At 42.6% G+C, this 20,424-nt stretch carries 15 protein-coding genes; 12 read left to right on the plus strand and 3 right to left on the minus strand.

From position 1 onward, the window contains the following. Window positions 1–81: 81 nt before the first annotated feature. Window positions 82–1,047: a LacI family DNA-binding transcriptional regulator gene (locus ACOXXR_RS01820; protein WP_129822437.1), complete on the minus strand. Its 966-nt coding sequence runs from the start codon at window positions 1,045–1,047 to the stop codon at window positions 82–84. Beyond that, window positions 1,028–2,482: a sucrose-6-phosphate hydrolase gene (locus tag ACOXXR_RS01825; RefSeq protein ID WP_129822436.1), complete on the minus strand. Its 1,455-nt coding sequence runs from the start codon at window positions 2,480–2,482 to the stop codon at window positions 1,028–1,030. Before ACOXXR_RS01825 ends, ACOXXR_RS01820 begins: the two co-directional genes overlap by 20 nt. Before the next feature lie 380 nt (window positions 2,483–2,862). Between ACOXXR_RS01825 and ACOXXR_RS01830 the strand changes: the two genes are divergently transcribed. The 4 genes from ACOXXR_RS01830 to ACOXXR_RS01845 all read left to right on the plus strand — a co-directional run bounded on the left by ACOXXR_RS01830 (window position 2,863) and on the right by ACOXXR_RS01845 (window position 6,955). Beyond that, window positions 2,863–4,782 carry a sucrose-specific PTS transporter subunit IIBC gene (locus tag ACOXXR_RS01830; RefSeq protein ID WP_129270099.1) on the plus strand — a complete coding sequence of 640 codons (1,920 nt, stop codon included), beginning with the start codon at window positions 2,863–2,865 and terminating at the stop codon, window positions 4,780–4,782. A gap of 200 nt (window positions 4,783–4,982) precedes the next feature. Next, window positions 4,983–5,876, plus strand: coding sequence for a fructokinase ScrK (gene scrK, locus ACOXXR_RS01835; RefSeq protein WP_129270101.1), 894 nt, complete (start codon window positions 4,983–4,985; stop codon window positions 5,874–5,876). Window positions 5,877–5,983: 107 nt separating this feature from the next. Continuing rightward, window positions 5,984–6,394 (plus strand): peptide deformylase, encoded by a 411-nt coding sequence (locus ACOXXR_RS01840; RefSeq protein ID WP_129270103.1) that lies wholly within the window; start codon window positions 5,984–5,986, stop codon window positions 6,392–6,394. A 45-nt stretch (window positions 6,395–6,439) separates the two neighbouring features. Further along, complete coding sequence (locus ACOXXR_RS01845; RefSeq protein WP_445278625.1) at window positions 6,440–6,955, plus strand: phosphatase PAP2 family protein; 516 nt, start codon at window positions 6,440–6,442, stop codon at window positions 6,953–6,955. Between the two features lie 321 nt (window positions 6,956–7,276). Here the strand turns inward: ACOXXR_RS01845 and queG are convergent, their stop codons facing one another. After that, a complete protein-coding gene (queG, locus tag ACOXXR_RS01850; RefSeq protein ID WP_445278626.1) occupies window positions 7,277–8,410 on the minus strand; it encodes a tRNA epoxyqueuosine(34) reductase QueG in 1,134 nt (377 codons plus the stop codon). Window positions 8,411–8,553: 143 nt separating this feature from the next. Here queG and manA point away from each other — a divergent pair, with 143 nt between their 5' ends. The 8 genes from manA (at window position 8,554) to recG (ending at window position 20,275) form a co-directional block, all read left to right on the plus strand. Next, a complete protein-coding gene (gene manA / locus ACOXXR_RS01855) occupies window positions 8,554–9,498 on the plus strand; it encodes a mannose-6-phosphate isomerase, class I (protein ID WP_445278627.1) in 945 nt (314 codons plus the stop codon). A gap of 126 nt (window positions 9,499–9,624) precedes the next feature. Then, entirely contained in the window at window positions 9,625–10,365 is a 741-nt protein-coding gene (locus ACOXXR_RS01860) for a MerR family transcriptional regulator (protein ID WP_445278628.1), read from the plus strand. 376 nt (window positions 10,366–10,741) lie between these two features. Beyond that, the gene (locus tag ACOXXR_RS01865; protein ID WP_445278629.1) at window positions 10,742–12,586 is read left to right on the plus strand and encodes an APC family permease; all 1,845 of its coding nucleotides are present in this window, start codon (window positions 10,742–10,744) and stop codon (window positions 12,584–12,586) included. 441 nt (window positions 12,587–13,027) lie between these two features. Continuing rightward, window positions 13,028–15,547: a preprotein translocase subunit SecA gene (gene secA, locus ACOXXR_RS01870; protein ID WP_445278630.1), complete on the plus strand. Its 2,520-nt coding sequence runs from the start codon at window positions 13,028–13,030 to the stop codon at window positions 15,545–15,547. 20 nt (window positions 15,548–15,567) lie between these two features. Further along, window positions 15,568–16,599, plus strand: coding sequence for a 3-deoxy-7-phosphoheptulonate synthase (locus tag ACOXXR_RS01875; protein ID WP_445278631.1), 1,032 nt, complete (start codon window positions 15,568–15,570; stop codon window positions 16,597–16,599). Between the two features lie 83 nt (window positions 16,600–16,682). Further along, complete coding sequence (gene acpS / locus ACOXXR_RS01880) at window positions 16,683–17,045, plus strand: holo-ACP synthase (RefSeq protein WP_411400008.1); 363 nt, start codon at window positions 16,683–16,685, stop codon at window positions 17,043–17,045. Further along, window positions 17,035–18,162: an alanine racemase gene (gene alr / locus ACOXXR_RS01885; RefSeq protein ID WP_445278632.1), complete on the plus strand. Its 1,128-nt coding sequence runs from the start codon at window positions 17,035–17,037 to the stop codon at window positions 18,160–18,162. Before acpS ends, alr begins: the two co-directional genes overlap by 11 nt. A 97-nt stretch (window positions 18,163–18,259) precedes the next feature. Beyond that, a complete protein-coding gene (gene recG / locus ACOXXR_RS01890) occupies window positions 18,260–20,275 on the plus strand; it encodes an ATP-dependent DNA helicase RecG (protein WP_445278633.1) in 2,016 nt (671 codons plus the stop codon). The last annotated feature ends 149 nt before the right edge of the window (window positions 20,276–20,424 follow it).

Genomic DNA, 20,424 nt, shown 5'->3' on the forward strand with positions numbered 1-20,424 from the left:
TTTACAGCCCTACTCAACTGTGCGGAGGTGGGACGACGAAATCGAATTCTAACGAATTACCGATTTCTGTCCCACTCTCTTTTAAACACTTTTGCCTGGTAAAACACTAACAGGGAGAAAATAGCCTGTTGTTTTTACATCTTTTCCTTCGATTTTTTGAAGAAGAAGGTCGACCGTCAGGCGAGCAATCTCCTGTAAAGGTTGCTTGATGGTGGTGAGACGGGGGAAATAATTTTCGATAAAGTAGGTCCCGTCATAGCCAATGATCTTCAGGTCTTCTGGAATGTCAATCCCGAGTTCGTCAGCGATTTTCATCACCAAAATAGCCGTTAGATCGTCAGACGCAAAAATGGCATCCGGTTTTTGCTGTGTCAAGATGGACTTGATTTCCATTTCTTTGCGAATGGGTGAATAATCACTGGAAACATTGATAATTTGTGCTTCTGGCAAGACGGAAGCAAAGCCAGCATGGCGAAGACCGGTTGGGGAATTGGAGTTATCATTCCCTGTGAGCATGATAATCTTTTTTGCCCCTGTCTTGGCAAGGGTTTCCGCAGCGAGAACGCCCCCAGCGTAGTTATCCGACGAGACGACTGGAATCTCAGGGGAGAGATTCCGGTCAAAGGCGATAATAGGTGCTGTAACTCGGTTATAATCTTCAATTCCCAGATTATGACTACCAGAAATAATCCCATCTACTTGATTGGCTTCTAGCATTTCGATGTATTCACGTTCTTTTTCCGAATCATGCTCGCTATTACAAATGATGGTTTTGTACCCATGTCTGAACAGTTCTTCTTCCAGTTTATCGATTAATTCTGCATAGAAGACATGGCTGATTTTTGGGAAGATTAAGCCGATTAACTTGGCTGATTTTCCTTGTAGGCTCCGAGCAATCGTATTGGGCTTGTAGCCCAATTCCCTCATGGCCTCTTTAACCTTTGAGACAGTTTTTTCAGATAAATAGCCCTTTTTGTTAATGACTCGTGAAACTGTCGTGGGGCTGACACCAGCTAGTTTGGCGACATCAGTGAGCTTTGCGACCATAGTCTAGTTCGTAGTATGTTCCAGTTGGTGTTCCGGATTTGATCAAGATACCAGTTTGATCAGCATGCGGGAAGACGCGACCAGAGAATACTTTTTCTCCTTTGTTGATAAAAATTTCAAAAATCGAGTTATCGATGAAAATTGTAGCTGTTGTCGCTTGATTTTTGATCGGGCAAGTACGAGTAGTTCCAAACTCTTGGGCATACTGTTCGCCAGCTTGGCTACGGTCGACAATGACTTGACCATTTGCAATATCAAAAGTAATAGAAAGTCCTTTGCCTTCTTTATCGGCTAGGAGAACAATCTCACTTTTGCTATTGGCTTCAAAGGTTAATTCTAACTCGTAGCAATTATTGGTTGTTTCCTTGTTTGTAAATTCGGAAGAAGTAGAGCGGAGCTCTTTTACAGCTTCAACCGGATATTGATAAAGTTTACCGTCCTGAATGGTTAGCTCTTTGACCAAAGAGAAGGCTCCTTGGTGGTCATAGCGATCGGATGGGTAAGCGACATCTGGTAAACCTAACCAGCTAACCGTTAAGGCTCTTCCATCAGGAGTGTTGAAGCCTTGAGTTGCATAGGCTTCGAAGCCGTAGTCCAAGTTGTGCAATTCAGATACGTCAACGAGACGAGCTTGTTCAGGATCAAAGGAAGCCCCAATCTTATACATATTTGGGTAGATATTGTCGTAGTCGAGGACTGCTTTGTCCAAACCTTGAGGGCAATAAAGAAGGACAGGTTGCTCGCCGACGAAGACCAAGTTAGGACACTCCATCATATATGCTGTACGATCATTGTCGAAATCAAGATCGCCCACTTCAACCCAGTTGGTATAGTCGTTATTCACCGCTTTGTAAAGGCGAACGAATCCTTTTTTCTCAAGGTCTTGACCACCGACGATGGTATAGTATTGATCTTTGAATTTAAAAATCTGTGGGTCGCGGAAATGATCGGTAGCATCCTTTGGTTGATCAATGAGAATTTGGTCGATTTTTTCGAGGTTTCCATCCTGGTCTAAGAGGGCCCCGATTTGGTAGGGATGACGGATCCAGTTCTCGTCTCGTACATTTCCTGTATAGAATAAAAATAGTTTGTCATCGAATTGCATAGCTGAACCAGAATAGGCTCCATGGCTATCCAAAGGTGTGTCTGGTAAAACCTTAAGACCAGTTTCTTTAAAATGAACTAAATCATCACTTTCCAGTTGTACCCAAGACTTCAATCCGTGAGCGGCTCCAAAGGGAAAATTCTGGTAAAAGAGAATCCATTTACCATTAAAATAGGAGAAACCATTCGGGTCATTTAAAAGGCCAGTTTTGGGTTCGACATGGTAATGAGTATGCCAAGGAGAATTAGCCATGTTTTCTCTTATTTGTTTCTTTTCTTCTTCGGTCCAGTCTTCATACCGTTTGTACCGAAGTTCTGTTGTCCATTCCATTTGACTCCTCCAAAATTTTTCTTACTTCCATAGTACCGATTTCTATAAAAAAAAGCAAGACTTTGGCTAAAGAATTGAGAAAAAATGTCAAACGTTTATCATAAAATATCGAGGTGGAGGCTAAATTTGATTTATGAAAACAAATGAAAGAATGAAAGTATTTGAAAATTTAAAAACCTGATAAAGCCCATATTCTACAGTAGACGGGCGTTGAGGTGAATGAAAATCAAAAGTACTATTTTCAAACCATCAAAAAATGCAAATAAATGCCAAAAACTTTCTGCAAAACGGTTGACATATTCTTGATACGTGGTACAATTAAATGCGTAGAGACGGGTGAACCGTTTTCAAAACAATAAAAAATAAGGAGATTTTTGCAAATGTCAAATACAGAAATTGCAAAAAAAGTCATCGATGCAATCGGTGGAGTTGAGAATGTTAGCAGTGTTGCTCACTGTGCGACTCGTCTTCGCGTGATGGTCAAAGATGAATCAAAAATCAACAAAGATGTTGTTGAGAACATTGAAAAAGTACAGGGAGCTTTCTTTAACTCAGGTCAATACCAAATCATCTTTGGTACTGGTACTGTAAATAAGATCTACGATGAAGTAGTAGCTCTAGGCTTGCCAACTTCTTCAAAAGATGAAATGAAAGCTGAAGCAGCGAAACAAGGAAATTGGTTCCAACGCGCAATCCGTACCTTCGGAGATGTTTTTGTCCCAATTTTGCCAGCAATCGTTGCAACTGGTTTGTTTATGGGAATTCGTGGTGCTATTGCTCAAGACCAAGTGCTGGCTTTGTTTGGTACTACAGCAGACGCATTTAAATCTACAGATTTCTATACCTATTCAACAATTTTGACAGATACTGCGTTTGCTTTCTTCCCAGCCTTGATTTCATGGTCTGCGTTCCGAGTGTTTGGAGGAAATCCTGTTCTTGGGATTGTAATTGGTTTGATGATGGTTAGTCCGACACTTCCTAATGCGTGGGTTGTAGCGGAAGATCCTTCTAAAGCAGCAACATTCTTTGGTATCTTCCATCATGTAGTTGGATTCCAGAACTCAGTTCTTCCCGCTTTCTTCGTTGGTCTAATTGGTGCGAAACTTGAAAAATGGCTCCATAAGAAAATTCCAGATGTCTTAGATTTGTTATTGGTTCCATTATTTACATTAACAATCATGTCATTCCTCGCTTTGTTTATTATTGGACCATTCTTCCACAGCATCGAGGAACATGTACTGAATGCAACTAAGTTTATTTTAAATTTACCATTCGGCCTTGCAGGTCTTCTTATCGGTGGGGTTCATCAGTTGATTGTCGTTACTGGTGTCCATCATATTTTTAACCTTCTTGAATCGCAATTAATTACTTCGGATAAAAAAGATCCATTTAATGCAATTATTACAGCTGCTATGACTGCACAAGCTGGTGCGACTTTAGCGGTGGCAGTGAAATCAAAATCTCAAAAAGTGAAAGCTTTAGCATTTCCTGCAACTATTTCTGCCTTATTAGGTATTACTGAGCCTGCAATCTTTGGTGTGAACTTGCGTTATGTGAAACCATTCGTTATTGCTTTGGGAGCAGGTGCTGTAGGTGGTTGGATTGCATCTATGTTAAACCTTGCTGGTACAGGATTTGGTATTACAATTATTCCAGGAACTCTTCTCTATCTAAACGGTCAATTATTGAAATATGTATTTATGGTTGTATTTACAACTGCACTAAGTTTCGGTTTGACATATATGTTCGGTTACGAAGATGAAGCTTCATCAGTTCCTGCAGAGGACGAAGAAGCTGGTGCAATTATTGAAGAAGAAACAACTGGAACTGTTCCAGCATCTCTTCAAGATGAAACCATCATCTCTCCAATCGTTGGTCAAGCTGTTGCTTTGTCTAAAGTGGATGATCCAGTATTCTCAAGCGGTGCGATGGGTCAAGGGATTGCAGTGAAGCCATCTGAGGGTGTCGTTTATGCTCCTGCAGATGCTGAAGTAACCATTGCTTTTGCAACTGGTCATGCCTTCGGTTTGAAGACAGCCAATGGTGCTGAAATCTTGATCCACGTTGGGATTGACACTGTTTCAATGAATGGTGACGGTTTTGAGAAAAAAGTTGCTCAAGGTGACAAGGTCAAAGCTGGAGATGTTCTTGGAACATTTGATTCTGCTAAAATTGCAGCAGCTGGTCTTGATGATACAACAATGGTCATCGTCACAAACACAGCCGACTATGCTTCAGTAACTCCAGTAGCTACTGGTGCAGTTGCTAAAGGCGATGCGATTATTGAAGTAAAAGCATAATCTAAAATATGATTGCTCAAGGACTGGTTAGGGTATCCTCCAGTCCTTGAATTTTGTTTGGAGATGAGGTTTGGAATAAAAAAAGTTGCTCACCTAATGTTTAAACATAAATAAGAGTAGTTTTTTCTTTAAGGAATAGAAGTGAACCGTTTTCCTTTATGATATAATAGAAAAAAAGAGAATTGAAGAAGAGGATTGATATGACTAAATTATATGGAAGTCTTGAAGCTGGTGGAACAAAGTTTGTTTGTGCTGTAGGTGACGAAAATAATAACGTCATTGAAAAGACACAGTTTCCAACAACAACCCCTATTGAAACCCTTGATAAATGTATTGAGTTTTTCTCTAAATTTGAAAATCTTGCTGGTTTAGCCATTGGTTCATTTGGTCCGATTGACATTGATAAAAACTCAAAAACATATGGTTTTATTACAACAACTCCCAAACCACATTGGGCCAATATTGATGTGGTAGGTGCTTTCCGTCGTTCATTAAATGTACCGATTTACTTTACAACTGATGTAAATAGCTCAGCATATGGTGAGGTGGTCGCTCGTAATAATGCGGGTGCGCGGATTGAAAACCTAGTCTACTACACAATTGGTACAGGGATTGGGGCTGGTGTCATCCAGCGTGGTGAATTCATTGGTGGAGTAGGACATCCTGAAATGGGCCATTACTATGTTGCCAAACACCCGATGGATGTTGAAAAAGAATTTAATGGGGTATGTCCATTCCACAGAGGCTGTCTAGAAGGTCTTGCGGCTGGTCCAAGCTTGGAAGCTCGTACCGGTATTCGTGGGGAAAATATTGAACTCAATAGCTCTGTATGGGATATCCAAGCCTACTATATTGCCCAAGCCGCAGTTAATGCAACTGTAACTTTCCGCCCAGATGTGATTGTATTTGGTGGAGGAGTGATGGCGCAACAGCACATGTTGGATCGCGTCCGTGAAAAATTCACCGTCTTATTGAACGGCTATTTGCCAGTGTCAGATGTTCGTGACTATATTGTGACTCCTGCGGTGGCTGGAAATGGTTCAGCAACTTTAGGGAACTTTGTCTTAGCGAAACAAGTCAGCAAAAAAGACTAAAAAGTTAAGGTTGAAATAACATAAAGCATGAAATGCTAGGGGAGGGAGTTCTTCGTCGGGAAGATGGATGAATAACCTTCTCTTTTTTAAGCAAGAGAGGAGAAATGATGGAAAAAAATATTATGAAAGATCCATTTTTTCTAAGTCAGGTTTCCGAAAAGGCAACGAAAGAGGACTTGTATTTGGCGCAGGATTTACTAGATACCCTGCGAGCTCATCAGGAGGCCTGTGTTGGTATGGCTGCTAATATGATTGGTGTGCGCAAGCGGGTGATCATCATCCAACTAGGTTTGATGCCCTTGGTTCTCTTTAACCCTGTACTAGTCAAGAAAGAAGGAGTTTATGAGACAGAAGAGGGGTGCCTTTCTTTGGCAGGGAGCCGAAAAACGAGCCGCTTTGAAAAGATTCAAGTCTCCTACCGCGACATGAATTGGAAGCCTCAGCTCATAAGCTTAGAAGGTTTTGCGGCCCAGATTTGCCAGCATGAGCTAGATCACCTGGAAGGGATTTTGATCTAGGTCCAGTTGCTGCTTGTTAAGGAATCGATCGAAGAGAAATTGTTGATGAAAAAAGAATATTTGTTCTATGAACGGGTTAGACCATTTTTTGTGTCCCATCCCTATTATCTTTCTTTATTAAAGTGGGCTAACCGCCTCGTCACCCTCCTGATGCCACTACTTTATGTTTATGTTCTTTGGGTAGCCTATCTGAAAGCTTCCGAGATTTGGGTTGTTCTTGCCTATCTGTTGGTTCCAGCCTCTGGCTTTATGTTATTGAGTGTCATTCGAAAAGCAATCAATTGGCCCCGTCCCTATGAGCTTGGCGCGTCACCCCCTCTTTTAGAGAGAGAAGGCAAGGGGAGTTCCATGCCTAGTCGGCATGTTTTTTCGGCGGCAATCATTTCGACGGTAGCTTGGGGTGTGAATCCTCTTCTATCGAGCCTAGGTCTCTTCTTGGCTCTGCTATTGGCAGGAGTTCGTGTTCTGGCGGGACTCCATTTTGTCCGTGATGTCGTAGTCGGATTTGTCGTTGCACTCCTATGGGGGATCGTCAGTTTTTCTCTATTAGGAATTTTCTGATAGAGGCTGTATGAGAGAAGTTTTTGAATGTAGACAAACTAGTGTTTTACATAAAACAGTTAGATGATTACCAAAAAATGACTTTTATTGTTTAGTTATTTAAGAAGATAAAAACTTTCCGCTGTGAGAAAATGCCTGAAACATAATTGTTTCAGGCATTCGGAATTATTGAGACCTTAGGCTCAATAATTAGTCATGGAACTTCCTAGATTGCTGAAATCATCCACTGGATAATTTCACCTAACGTCCGTACTCACCTAAGGAAAGTTTTTCTGAAGACTTTATCTTAAATCTGAAACTGCCTAACTTAGTTAGGCAGTTTTAATTATGTGAGATTTGGTGTTGGAATTTTTGGAAAAATCGTTCGCGTTCTTCTATAATAGCTGGACTAGGGTTTTTGAGGGAAGTTAATAAATCAACCAAGTCAGGTGTGACTTCTCGAATCAGCTCTCCCAGTGACCAAATGGCGGTTGCAATATGAATCTGGTTTTGCGAGGTTTCGATAATTTCTAAAAGTTTAGGGATGGCAGACCGGTCGTTAGCATTGGCCAATGCAATGATGGCATTGCGCTGAAGGATATTTTTCCCCCGCCAACTACCAGCGACCATTCCGAATTTTTCTTTGAATTGTCCATTGGATAGCTCGATAAAGGGGATTAATTCTGGGTGAGCGAGTTCCGGATCAATGTCAGTGGCTAGTGGATTATCCAAACCACGGTTGTAGGGACAACAGATTTGACAGATATCACAGCCGTAGATGACCGTTTTAATCTTTTTACGGAATTCCATATCCATCATGCCCTTGTCTTGGGTCTGAAAGGATAGACAACGTCGGGCATTCATGGTGCCATCTCCAATTAAGCAAGATGTCGGGCAGGCTTCTACACAGCGGTTACAATCTCCACAACCATAGTCGACTGCTTGGTCGGGTTCAATTTCTAGGTTAGTGATAAGCTCCCCTAAAAACATATAAGAACCATATTCTTTTGAGATGACGAGGCCATTCTTGCCGATAAATCCAATGCCAGCCCGTTGAGCAACGGCAGTATCCACCAAGGCTCCGGTATCTACCATGCCCTTGTATTCGAAGTTAGCCGTCAATTCTTCAATCCCTTTAGCCAGGCGGTCCAACTTATCCTGTAGGACATAGTGATAGTCTATGCCCCAACTGTTGGGAGTGAATTTTCCGCGTTTATAGGCTGTCTTCTGAGGTTGTTGTTTTAACTTGTGGGGATAGGCGACGGCAATGGAGATAATCGTTTTAGCAGAAGCTAAACTTAAGCGTGGTTGAATTCGTTCTTCAATATTTTTGTGCTCAAAACCAGAATTTCGGCCTTCTTCCACAGCTAGGCGGAGGGATTTTTCTAAATAGGAAAAATCATCCGCAGTGGTAAAGCCGATTTTTGAAATACCAATGGAGTGAGCCAATTCGATAATGGATTCTTTGAGGTTCATATTCCTATTATAGCGGAAAGCTGGTAAAAATGCGAAAAACGTGCAAAAAATTAAAAAGGGGATAAAGAGCTTGGCAGGGCTTTCAAAAAAGAGTAGAATTTGGTATAATAAGGTATTGAATACAAGGATATATGGAGGCAGGTATGTCACAACCGCTATTTTTACAATCAGTTATGCAGGAAAAGATTTGGGGTGGAACTAGATTACGAGATGAGTTTGGCTATGAAATCCCGAGCGATCATGTTGGTGAATACTGGGCTATTTCGGCCCATCCACATGGTGTTTCTGTTGTTAAGAACGGACCTTATGCTGGAATGGGCTTAGACCAACTATATGCTGAGCATCGCGAATTGTTTGGGAATCGACCAGAACCGGTCTTTCCTTTGTTGACAAAGATTCTAGATGCTAATGACTGGCTCAGTGTTCAGGTTCACCCAGATGATGCCTATGGAATGGAGCATGAAGGAGAACTTGGGAAAACTGAATGCTGGTACATTATTGCCGCTGATGAAGGGGCAGAGATTATCTATGGTCACCACGCTCAGTCTAAGGAAGAATTGCGTCAAATGATTGAAGCCAAAGAATGGGATGATCTGTTAGCACGGGTTCCTGTGAAAGCGGGAGATTTCTTCTATGTGCCAAGTGGTACCATGCATGCCATCGGTTCGGGTATCTTAATCTTGGAAACCCAGCAATCGAGCGATACAACTTATCGAGTTTACGACTTTGATCGCAAAGATGATCAAGGAAATTTACGTGAGTTGCACATTGAACAGTCCATTGATGTGCTGAACTTAGGGGCTCCAGCGAATAGCCGACCGGTTGAGGAAAAAGTCGATCACTTGTCATCCACTTTGTTGGTGGCCAATGATTTCTTTGGTGTTCACAAGTGGGTCATCAATGGAGAAGTTCGATTTGAAAAGACCCATGATTATAGCTTGTTGAGCGTTCTCTCAGGGCAAGGAAGCCTTCAGGTGGATGGGGTAGATTATCCTATTGGAAAAGGGGACCACTTTATCTTAACGAGTGATGTTGAGTCTTGGACTTTGGAAGGGCAAGATTTAGAATTGATCGTGAGTCATCCATAAAAAAGAAAGGGTTTGAGTTAAAAGCTGTGGACAACTCAACCCTTTTTTATCTGAAAACTATTTTTATGTTAAGTCTTGACTCTGACCTAAGGGGAGGGATTATACTATCTTTGTAAGGAGGAAATCATGTACCATATCAAAGAAGCTGCAGAGCTGTCAGGTGTCTCTGTCAAGACCTTGCACCACTATGACAAGATAGGACTTCTCGTCCCTGTGAAATCTGAAAATGGCTATCGAACATACAGTCAAGAAGATTTAGAACGATTACAGGTGATTCTCTACTACAAATATCTAGGATTTTCCTTAGTGCAAATAGTAGAACTCTTAGCGGAAGAAAAATCTAACTTATTGCCCCATTTGACCAAACAGTTGGACTTTTTGACTCAAGAAAGGCAACGCCTGGATACCTTGATTTCCACCTTGCAAAAAACCATTCAGGAACAAAAAGGAGAAAGAAAAATGACCATTGAGGAAAAATTTACTGGATTTAGCTACCAAGATACTAAAAAATACCATCAAGAGGCGGTAGATAAGTACGGTCAAGAAGTCATGGACCAAGCGCTTGAACGCCAAAAAGGTCGAGAAGAGGAGGCGACAAGAGCCTTTAATCAAGTCTTCCAAGTCTTGGCGAAAAACTTCCAGGCTGGTTTGCCAGTAACAGCATCGGAAAACCAAGAAGAAGCCGCCAAACTTTTAGACGCGATTCGAACGTATGGATTTGACTGCTCTATAGAGGTTTTTGGCCATATCGGCAAAGGCTATGTCTATAATCCAGAATTCAAGGAAAACATCGACAAGTTTGGAGTTGGCACAGCCCAGTACACTTCGGATGTCATTGCCTTTTATGTCGAAAATCAAGCAAAATAAAAAAGTGAGAGTAGGACAGAAATCGGTATTTCGTTAGAATTCGATTTCGTCGTCCCACCTCCGCACAAGTTGAGTAGGGCTGTAAAAGCTGATGAAATCAGCGTAGTAGAGCCCACTCAACCACTGCGTCTTGCTCGACAATCCAAAAATAATTGAGAGGCTAGGACTTTTGTCCCAGCCTCGTTTTTTGCTTGGATCAATTTGAAAAGAAGCCGACCGATCTAAGAGAGGTTGAATGAATGAACGCAATGAAAACTTTATGAAAATTTCATAATTTCGGTTGACAGTCTTGGAAAAAAGGAGTAGAATAGCCCCTGTTTTATGAAAAAGAGGCAGGGAATTCCCGGCCTCATAATCTTTTTTCAAGGAGTTTTTTATGTTTTCAACATTGAAAAAATGGTTTATTGGCCGTCCGTTGAAATCTGGTGCAGAAGGTGAAGGCGGATTGCTAGGGAAAATGCAGGCCTTGGCCATGCTCTCTAGTGACGCGCTTTCTTCTATTGCCTATGGTCCAGAGCAAGTCATACTGGTCTTGATGACTGTATCAGCAGGAGCTATTTGGTGGTCCATTCCAATTGGGATTGTGGTCTTGGTTCTCCTAGCTAGTTTAACGATTTCTTATCGCCAGGTCATTCATGCCTACCCTCAAGGGGGAGGGGCCTACATGGTGACTACGGAGAACTTGTCTCCCAAAGCGGGGTTGATCGCTGGTGGAAGTCTCTTGGTTGACTACATGCTGACAGTAGCAGTATCTGTGTCTTCCGGTGCAGATGCCATTACGTCAGCGATTCCCTCTCTTCATCCTTATAATCTTCACATTTCCATTTTGTTGGTCTTGATTTTGATGCTGATGAACCTGAGGGGATTGCGCGAATCAGCGACATCGTTGATGATTCCGGTCTATCTTTTCATTGTCAGTACCATTGCCTTGATCGGCTATGGTGTGATCCAAATTTTGACGGGTCACTTGGCCTATAACGCGACTGCTCATGTGGGGCAAACTATTTCAGGGGTTAGTGTCATTCTCTTGTTGCGGGCCTTTACGAGTGGATCCGCTTCCCTAACAGGGGTTGAAGCCATCTCCAATTCGGTTCCTTTCTTTAAGAAACCAAAAGCAAAGAATGCAGCTTCTACCTTGACCATTATGGCTTTGATTTTGGGGATCATGTTTGCAGGGATTACCTTCCTCAATTACTGGGTGGGTGTCGTTCCAGCAAAAGGGGTGACAACTCTAGCCCAAATGGCCCAAGCCATCTTAGGGAATTCCCCAGTCGGACAAGCCTTCTTTTACGTCTTCCAATTATCAACAGCCTTGATCTTGGCAGTTGCGGCTAATACCGGTTTCTCAGCCTTTCCAATGTTGGCCTTTAACATGGCTAAAAATAAATACATGCCACACATGTATATGGAAAAAGGGGATCGTCTGGGCTATTCTAATGGGATTTTGACCTTGGCGATTGGTGCCATCGTCTTGCTCTTGATTTTTGATGGGCAAACAGAAAGCTTGATTCCGCTTTATACCATTGGGGTCTTCATTCCTTTTGCCCTTTCTCAAACAGGGATGGTCATTCATTGGAAACGCCAATATCAAAAAGGATTTCTCAAGTATTCGCTGGCTAATATCCTCGGGGCTGCTATCTGTTATGGGATTGTCTTGATCCTCTTGTTGTTCCGTCTGAGTGAGATTTGGCCTTTCTTCCCTATAATCGGTCTTTTACTTTGGATGTTCTTAAGTATTCGCAATCACTATGATAAAGTTGCGGCTCAATTGCGTTTGGGAAGGAAGATCGAAAAGACAAATTACGCGGGCAATACTGTCATTGTCCTTGTTGGGAATGTCACTCAGGTAAGTGTGGGAGCTATGAGTTATGCAAATAGCCTAGGAAACGATGTTGTAGCGATGCACGTATCAACGGAAGAAACCAAGGTCAAGGATGCTGAGGTAGCAGAAGAATTTAAGCATTATTTCCCTCATATTCGCTTTGAAAATGTCATGACAAGTTACCGGGATATTATCCAACCAACAGTTGAATTTGTCTCAAAAGTAGCTGAGGAGGCCAAGGAAAAAGGGAACACCGTCACAGTCTTAGTTCCTCAATTTATCCCTAAAAAACATTGGCAAAATATTCTCCACAACCAAATGAGTTTGAAATTGAAGTATGCACTTCGTTGGCATGAAGAAGTGGTTGTGGCAAGCTATTCTTACCATTTGTCTGAATAACTATCGCATAAAGAAGAGATGTCTACTATAGAGGTGATTCGGATTAAAAACAAAGTTGCTTAAAACTATCCTAATGTGAGTGCGGACGTCAACGAACTTCTTCGAAGTTCCAAGACTAATTATTGAGTCTAAGGTCTCAATAATTCCGAGTGCCTGAAATACAATTGTTTCAGGCACTTTTCTCACAGCGGAAAGTTTTAGTAGATGATTGAATAATTCTAACGAGTATAATTTTTATAGAATTTATTAGATTTGTATCAATGAACAGTTTGTCTCCACTTTCAGATGTCTGCTTGAACAGGCATCTTTTTGAATTTTCTCACACGAAAAACCCACTCGAAAGTCTTGTAAGATACAGCCTTTATCTTGAAAAAATGTTTAAAAAATGCTAGAATAAAAAGAACGTTTAAAATTTAAGAAATTTGAAAAGTAAGGAAACTAATGGCTAATTTATTAAAAACAATTATCGAAAATGATAAAGGTGAATTAAGACGATTGGAAAAGATGGCAGACAAGGTCTTCTCATACGAAGATCAAATGGCTGCCTTGTCAGATGATGAACTGAAAGCGAAAACAGAAGAGTTCAAGCAACGCTACCAAGATGGCGAATCATTGGATGATTTCCTCTATGAAGCTTTTGCGGTAGTTCGCGAAGGTGCCAAGCGTGTCTTGGGCTTGTTCCCTTATAAAGTACAGGTCATGGGTGGGATTGTTCTTCACCATGGTGACGTTCCAGAAATGCGTACAGGGGAAGGGAAAACCTTGACTGCGACCATGCCGGTATATTTGAATGCCCTATCTGGTAAAGGAGTTCACGTTGTCACTGTCAACGAATACCTGACAGAACGTGACGCGACAGAGATGGGGGAATTGTACTCATGGCTAGGTCTTTCAGTTGGGATCAACTTGGCTGCGAAATCACCGTCTGAAAAACAAGAAGCTTACGCTTGTGATATCACCTATTCAACCAACGCGGAAATCGGTTTCGACTACTTGCGTGATAACATGGTTGTTCGTGCTGAAAACATGGTACAACGTCCTTTAAACTACGCCTTGGTCGATGAGGTAGACTCCATCTTAATCGATGAAGCCCGTACGCCATTGATTGTCTCAGGTCAGACTTCTACAGAAACTAGCCAACTTTATCACATGGCGGATGCCTTTGTGAAATCTTTGGAGGAAGAAGACTACATTATTGATGTTCCTTCAAAAACCATTGGTTTGTCAGATTCTGGGATTGATAAGGCTGAAAGCTACTTTAAGCTTGAAAACTTGTATGATATTGAAAATGTTGCTTTGACGCACTACATTGACAATGCCCTCCGTGCCAACTACATCATGATTTTGGATATCGACTATGTGGTCAGTGAGGATCAAGAAATCTTGATCGTCGACCAATTTACAGGTCGTACCATGGAAGGTCGTCGTTATTCAGATGGCTTGCACCAAGCGATTGAGGCTAAAGAAGGTGTACCAGTCCAAGAAGAAACCAAAACATCCGCTTCTATTACTTACCAAAACTTGTTCCGGATGTACAAGAAACTTTCAGGGATGACAGGTACTGGTAAAACAGAAGAAGAAGAATTCCGTGAAATCTACAACATTCGCGTTATTCCAATTCCAACTAACCGTCCGATTGCTCGTATCGACCATCCAGACCTTCTCTACCCAAGCTTGAAATCGAAGTTTAAAGCTGTAGTAGAAGATGTAAAAGCTCGCTATGAAAAAGGACAACCAGTCTTGGTGGGTACCGTTGCTGTTGAAACCAGTGACTACCTATCTAGTCTCTTGGTTGAAGCGGGCGTTCCTCACGAAGTCTTGAATGCGAAAAACCACTACAAAGAAGCGCAAATCATCATGAACGCTGGTCAACGTGGTGCCGTTACCATCGCGACCAACATGGCCGGACGTGGTACCGATATCAAGCTCGGTGAAGGGGTTCGTGAACTCGGTGGACTTTGTGTGATTGGTACAGAGCGTCATGAAAGCCGTCGTATTGATAACCAGTTGCGAGGACGTTCTGGACGTCAAGGGGACCCAGGTGAATCTCAATTCTACCTTTCTCTTGAAGATGAGTTGATGCGTCGTTTCGGTTCAGAGCGCATCAAAGCCTTGCTAGACCGCTTCAAACTAAGCGAAGAAGAATCTGTCATCAGATCTAACATGTTTACACGCCAAGTCGAAGCAGCTCAAAAACGAGTGGAAGGGAATAACTATGACACTCGTAAGCAAGTCCTTCAATATGATGATGTCATGCGGGAACAACGTGAGATTATTTACTCTCAACGCTATGATGTCATTACTGCGGATCGTGACTTGGCGCCAGAAATCAAGGCCATGATCAAGCGAACGATTAAACGGATCGTTGAAGGAGCAAGCCACTCAAGCAAGGAAGAGCGAATCGAAGCTATCTTGAACTTTGCCAAATACAATTTGGTCCCTGAAGATACGATTTCAGAGAGTGATATTGAAGGCAAATCTGATAAAGAAGTGATTGATTACTTGTTTAAACGTGCTGAAGAGGTTTATGAAAACCAAGTAGCGAAATTACGAGATGAAGAAGCAGTCAGAGAATTCCAAAAAGTCTTGATTCTTCGTGTTGTGGATAGCAAATGGACCGATCACATCGACGCCTTGGATCAATTGCGTAATGCTGTCGGTCTCCGTGGTTATGCACAAAACAATCCTGTGGTTGAATACCAATCAGAAGGATTCCGTATGTTCAACGATATGATTGGCTCTATCGAGTTTGATGTGACTCGTTTGATGATGAAAGCTCAAATCCACGAACAAGAGCGTCCACGTACAGAACACAGTATTTCAACAACAGCGACTCGTAATATTGCCGCTCAAAAAACTGATTTACCAGAAGATCTCGACTTGAGTCAAATCAAACGCAATGACATCTGTCCATGTGGATCTGGTAAGAAATTTAAAAACTGCCACGGTAAAAAACTCTAATCGTATGAAAGGATCAGCCTATGTCTTTTACAGCTACTAGCCCAATCATTGATGAAACAGCAGTAACCTCTCTTTATCGCTTAGAAGGTGAAGATTTGGCTCGAAAAGAAGCGCGTGACCGTGAATTAGCCTCTATTTTAAAGGGAGAAGACAAGCGGATTTTGCTTGTGATGGGACCGTGTTCATCAGATAATGAGGAAGCAGTGATGGAATATGCTCGTCGCCTTGCAGCCCTTCAAGAAGAAGTTAAAGATCGGGTCTTCATTGTGATGCGGGTCTATACTGCCAAACCTCGGACCAATGGAGATGGCTACAAAGGCTTGATGCATCAGCCAGATACTGCTTCAGAACCTAGCTTTGTAGCTGGTTTAAAGGCTGTTCGTCGCCTACATCATCGAGTGATTACCGAAACTGGTTTGACAATAGCAGATGAACTGTTGTATCCAGAGACCTACCCATTTGTTGAGGATCTCCTTTCTTATGTTGCCATTGGGGCACGTTCTGTGGAAGACCAAGGCCATCGATTTGTAGCAAGTGGTATCTCAGTCCCAACTGGATTGAAAAATCCAACGTCTGGAAATCTGTCGGTTATGTTTAATGCAATTTATGCTGCACAACATGGGCACCATTTCTTCTATAATGGTCGTTCTGTGGAGACAAGTGGAAATCCATTCGGACATGCTATTCTGCGTGGAGCCTTAGACGCGAATGGGAAAAACATTCCAAACTACCACTATGAAGATCTGCTAGAAGCTGCGCATCGCTACCAAGCCTTGGGCTTGCAACATCCATTTATCCTGGTTGATACCAATCATGATAATTCTGGGAAAAAATTTGCTGAGCAGATTCGTATTGTCAGAGAAACCCTTACAAATCGTAGCTGGAATCCAATTATCCATGATGTAGTCCGTGGATTTATGATTGAATCTTATCTAGAGGACGGTCGTCAAGATCAACCAGAAGTATTTGGTCAATCGATCACAGACCCATGCTTGGGTTGGGAAAAGACAGAAAGCTTAGTACGAGAAATTTATCAGTATGTAGCTGAATAAGAGGAGAGGGCTGGAGAAAATATTCTCAGCCCTTTCCTTCTTAAATAGAGTTGCTGATAGAAAATCATTAAAGAGGAAAAGATATGATTGTTGGACATGGGATAGATATCGAATCGATCCAATCCATTGAACAAGCCTACCAGAGACATCCGAGATTTGCTTCCAAGGTATTGACAGAGACTGAACGAGAACGGTTCGACCAATTATCTGGGAAACGGAAAATGGAATACCTGGCAGGTCGATGGTCTGCCAAAGAAGCCTTTTCCAAGGCTTGGGGAACAGGAATTGGTCCAGTAGGATTTCAGGATCTGGAAATTCTAACCAATCAAAAAGGAGCTCCCTATTTTTCAAAAGCTCCTTTTAGTGGAAAGATTTGGATATCGATCAGTCACTCAGGCGATTTAGTTTCGACCAGTGTCATTTTGGAGGAAAGAAATGAAAGCTAGTATACATAGACCAACGCGAGCATATGTGGATGTAGAGGCTATTGCCTATAATGTTCAACAAATACAAGCCCGTATTCCGAAAGAGACCTTGACTTTTGCAGTTGTCAAGGCAAATGCATACGGCCATGGGGTTGTGCCAGTGGTAGAACGCTTATTGCCACTAGTAGATGCTTTTTGTGTCTCCAACTTAGATGAAGCCTTGGAAGTTCGCCAAGTAGCAGATGAAAAACCGATTTTAATTTTGGGAGTTGCACCAGTCGAACACGTTGCGATCGCCATCAAAGAGGAAATTCGTTATACAGTAGCTAGTCTCGAGTGGTTGAAAGCATTGTTGGCTGAAAAGTCTGATTTGACTGGGTTGAAGGTTCATATTAAAGTGGATTCAGGAATGGGACGAATTGGTTTTCGTTCGGCAGAAGACTTGCGGGAAGCCATGATCTTATTAAGAGACCATGGAGCAGAAGTGGAAGGGATCTTTACTCATTTTGCTACAGCTGATGAGAAAGATGACCGTCATTTCCAAGGCCAATTGCAACGATTTAAGAGCTTGTTGGAGCTCTTGCCCTATACTCCGAAAATCGTTCATGCCAGCAATTCAGCAACGACTTTATGGCATGCTGATACTATTTTTAATGCTGTCCGACTGGGCGATGTCATGTATGGGCTCAATCCAAGTGGAAGAGAGTTAGAGCTTCCCTATAGCATCCGTCCTGCTTTGAGTCTGGAAACAGAATTGGTCCATATCAAACCACTAGAAGTAGGTCAGACTGTTGGCTATGGAGCGACCTATCAGACTAGTGAGGAAGAGTGGATTGGGACCATTCCGATTGGCTATGCAGATGGCTGGACTAGAGACATGCAAGGTTTTCATGTCCTTGTTGATGGGCAATTCTGTCCGATTGTCGGTCGCGTATCCATGGACCAAATCACCATTCGCCTACCGAAGGCCTACCCGATTGGGACTAAGGTAGTATTGATCGGAAGGGATGGTGATCTAGCTATAACGACAACGGATGTAGCAGTCTATCGAGGTACCATCAACTATGAGGTTGTTTGTGTCCTGAGCGATCGCGTACCAAGAGTTTATCGTCCAACAAAGGAAGACAGTGGGAAGTAAGTTGTTTGTCTTTTCCCAGCTTCCTTTTATAAAAAGTTCGAGATGAAAGAGGTTGATGACGGAGGTCCCAGCCTCCTTTCTTATCTAGGAGGAATGAATGAACTTACACCAACCACTTTCTGTCCTGCCAGGAATTGGACCGAAATCAGCAGAAAAATACAAGAAATTGGGAATCGAAACGGTTGAGGACCTCTTGCTCTACTTCCCATTTCGGTATGAAGATTTTAAATCAAAAAATGTTTTAGATCTGGAAGATGGAGAAAAAGCAGTTGTTTCTGGAATTGTTGCCACCCCAGCCAATGTCCAGTATTATGGTTACAAACGTAACCGTCTTCGCTTTACCATTAAACAAGGAGAGCTGGTCCTAGCGGTTAGCTTCTTTAACCAGCCCTATCTGGCAGACAAGATTGAACTAGGGCAAACGGTGGCTGTCTTTGGTAAGTGGGACAAGGCCAAGGGAGCCTTGACAGGGATGAAGTTGTTAGCGCAAGTCGAAGATGACCTCCAACCGGTCTACCGCTTGTCTCAGGGGGTGAGCCAGTCTGCTCTAGTAAAGGTCATCAAAACGGCTTTTGAAGCTGGCTTGGACCAACTATTGGAAGAAAATCTCCCCCAAATCTTAATGGACAAGTACCACTTGCTTTCTCGCAGACAAGCAGTCAGAGCCATGCATTTTCCCAAGGATCTTGAGGAGTACAAGCAGGCTCTGAGACGCGTAAAATTTGAAGAACTGCTCTTTTTCCAATTGCAACTGCAGGTCTTGAAGGAAGAAAATCGTTCCGTCGGACAGGGAATCGTGCTGGATTGGGACAAGAAAAAGTTAAAAGCTCTTCAAGCTAAACTTCCATTTACGTTGACAGAAGCTCAGGAGCGGAGCCTGAACGAAATTCTAGCAGATATGCGTTCTCCTCACCACATGAATCGCCTCTTGCAAGGGGATGTCGGAAGCGGGAAGACCGTTGTTGCTGGGCTGGCTATGTATGCTGCTGTGACAGCTGGCAAGCAAGCGGCCTTGATGGTCCCAACTGAAATCCTAGCTGAGCAACATTTACAAAGTTTGACCTCTCTCTTTCCTAGTCTTAGAATCCTTCTTTTGACAGGCAGTCTAAAAGCTGCGGAGAGACGAGAACGCTTGGAATTGATTCAGACAGGGCAAGTGGACCTTATTGTGGGAACCCATGCCTTGATTCAGGAGGGGGTTCATTTTCATGATCTCGGATTGGTCATTATTGATGAGCAGCACCGTTTCGGCGTGGCCCAAAGACGGATCCTGCGTGAAAAGGGCCAAAATCCGGATGTCTTGATGATGACAGCGACCCCAATTCCCCGGACTCTGGCAATCACTGCTTTTGGAGATATGGATGTTTCGATTATCGACCAAATGCCAGCAGGTCGAAAAGAGATTATCACCCGCTGGGTCAAGCATCAACAGTTAAATTTAGTCTTGGACTGGCTGGTTAAAGAAATTCAAAAAGGCTCCCAAGCCTACGTCATTTCTCCCTTGATTGAAGAATCGGAAGCCTTGGACCTCAAAAATGCTATTGCTCTAGAGGAAGAATTGATTGCTTATTTTGGAGACCGAGCCCGTATTGCTCTCCTTCATGGTAAGATGAAGGGGGAAGAAAAAGAGGCCATTATGCAAGCCTTTAAGCAGGGAGAAATTGACTTACTAGTTTCTACAACTGTAATCGAGGTCGGCGTCAATGTTCCCAATGCTACCGTCATGATTATCATGGATGCAGACCGCTTTGGTTTGAGCCAATTGCACCAGTTGAGAGGTCGGGTAGGGCGTGGTGATAAGCAGTCTTACGCAGTATTAGTTGCCAATCCCAAAACAGAATCAGGTAAGCGTCGGATGAAAATCATGACTGAAACAACCAATGGGTTTGTCTTGGCAGAAGAAGACCTCAAGTTACGAGGCTCTGGGGAAATCTTTGGAACACGTCAATCAGGTATACCAGAATTTCAAGTGGCCAACCTCATTGAAGATTATCCAATCTTAGAGGAAGCACGAAAGGTAGCTGTTCAGGTGGTCACGACTCCTAATTGGCGAGAGCATCCAGATTGGCACTGTCTGTCTCTACATTTGGAACAGAAAGAACACTTAGATTAAGAAGTGATAAGAAAAAGAGGCTGGGACAAAAGTCCAAGCCTCTCAATTGTCTTTGGATTATCGAGCAAGACGCAGTGGTTGAGTGGGCTCTACTTCGCTGATTTTATCAGCTTTTACACCCCTACTCAACTGTGCGGAGGTGGGACGAC

This window comes from Streptococcus sp. KHUD_013 (genome assembly GCF_052588545.1).

What these genes read in the sequence shown, in the direction of transcription:
- ACOXXR_RS01820 (WP_129822437.1), bottom strand. Translation starts at nt 1,047, where the DNA reads ATGGTCGCAAAGCTCACTGATGTCGCCAAACTAGCTGGTGTCAGCCCC.
- ACOXXR_RS01825 (WP_129822436.1), bottom strand. Translation starts at nt 2,482, where the DNA reads ATGGAATGGACAACAGAACTTCGGTACAAACGGTATGAAGACTGGACC.
- ACOXXR_RS01830 (WP_129270099.1), top strand. Translation starts at nt 2,863, where the DNA reads ATGTCAAATACAGAAATTGCAAAAAAAGTCATCGATGCAATCGGTGGA.
- scrK (WP_129270101.1), top strand. Translation starts at nt 4,983, where the DNA reads ATGACTAAATTATATGGAAGTCTTGAAGCTGGTGGAACAAAGTTTGTT.
- ACOXXR_RS01840 (WP_129270103.1), top strand. Translation starts at nt 5,984, where the DNA reads ATGGAAAAAAATATTATGAAAGATCCATTTTTTCTAAGTCAGGTTTCC.
- ACOXXR_RS01845 (WP_445278625.1), top strand. Translation starts at nt 6,440, where the DNA reads ATGAAAAAAGAATATTTGTTCTATGAACGGGTTAGACCATTTTTTGTG.
- queG (WP_445278626.1), bottom strand. Translation starts at nt 8,410, where the DNA reads ATGAACCTCAAAGAATCCATTATCGAATTGGCTCACTCCATTGGTATT.
- manA (WP_445278627.1), top strand. Translation starts at nt 8,554, where the DNA reads ATGTCACAACCGCTATTTTTACAATCAGTTATGCAGGAAAAGATTTGG.
- ACOXXR_RS01860 (WP_445278628.1), top strand. Translation starts at nt 9,625, where the DNA reads ATGTACCATATCAAAGAAGCTGCAGAGCTGTCAGGTGTCTCTGTCAAG.
- ACOXXR_RS01865 (WP_445278629.1), top strand. Translation starts at nt 10,742, where the DNA reads ATGTTTTCAACATTGAAAAAATGGTTTATTGGCCGTCCGTTGAAATCT.
- secA (WP_445278630.1), top strand. Translation starts at nt 13,028, where the DNA reads ATGGCTAATTTATTAAAAACAATTATCGAAAATGATAAAGGTGAATTA.
- ACOXXR_RS01875 (WP_445278631.1), top strand. Translation starts at nt 15,568, where the DNA reads ATGTCTTTTACAGCTACTAGCCCAATCATTGATGAAACAGCAGTAACC.
- acpS (WP_411400008.1), top strand. Translation starts at nt 16,683, where the DNA reads ATGATTGTTGGACATGGGATAGATATCGAATCGATCCAATCCATTGAA.
- alr (WP_445278632.1), top strand. Translation starts at nt 17,035, where the DNA reads ATGAAAGCTAGTATACATAGACCAACGCGAGCATATGTGGATGTAGAG.
- recG (WP_445278633.1), top strand. Translation starts at nt 18,260, where the DNA reads ATGAACTTACACCAACCACTTTCTGTCCTGCCAGGAATTGGACCGAAA.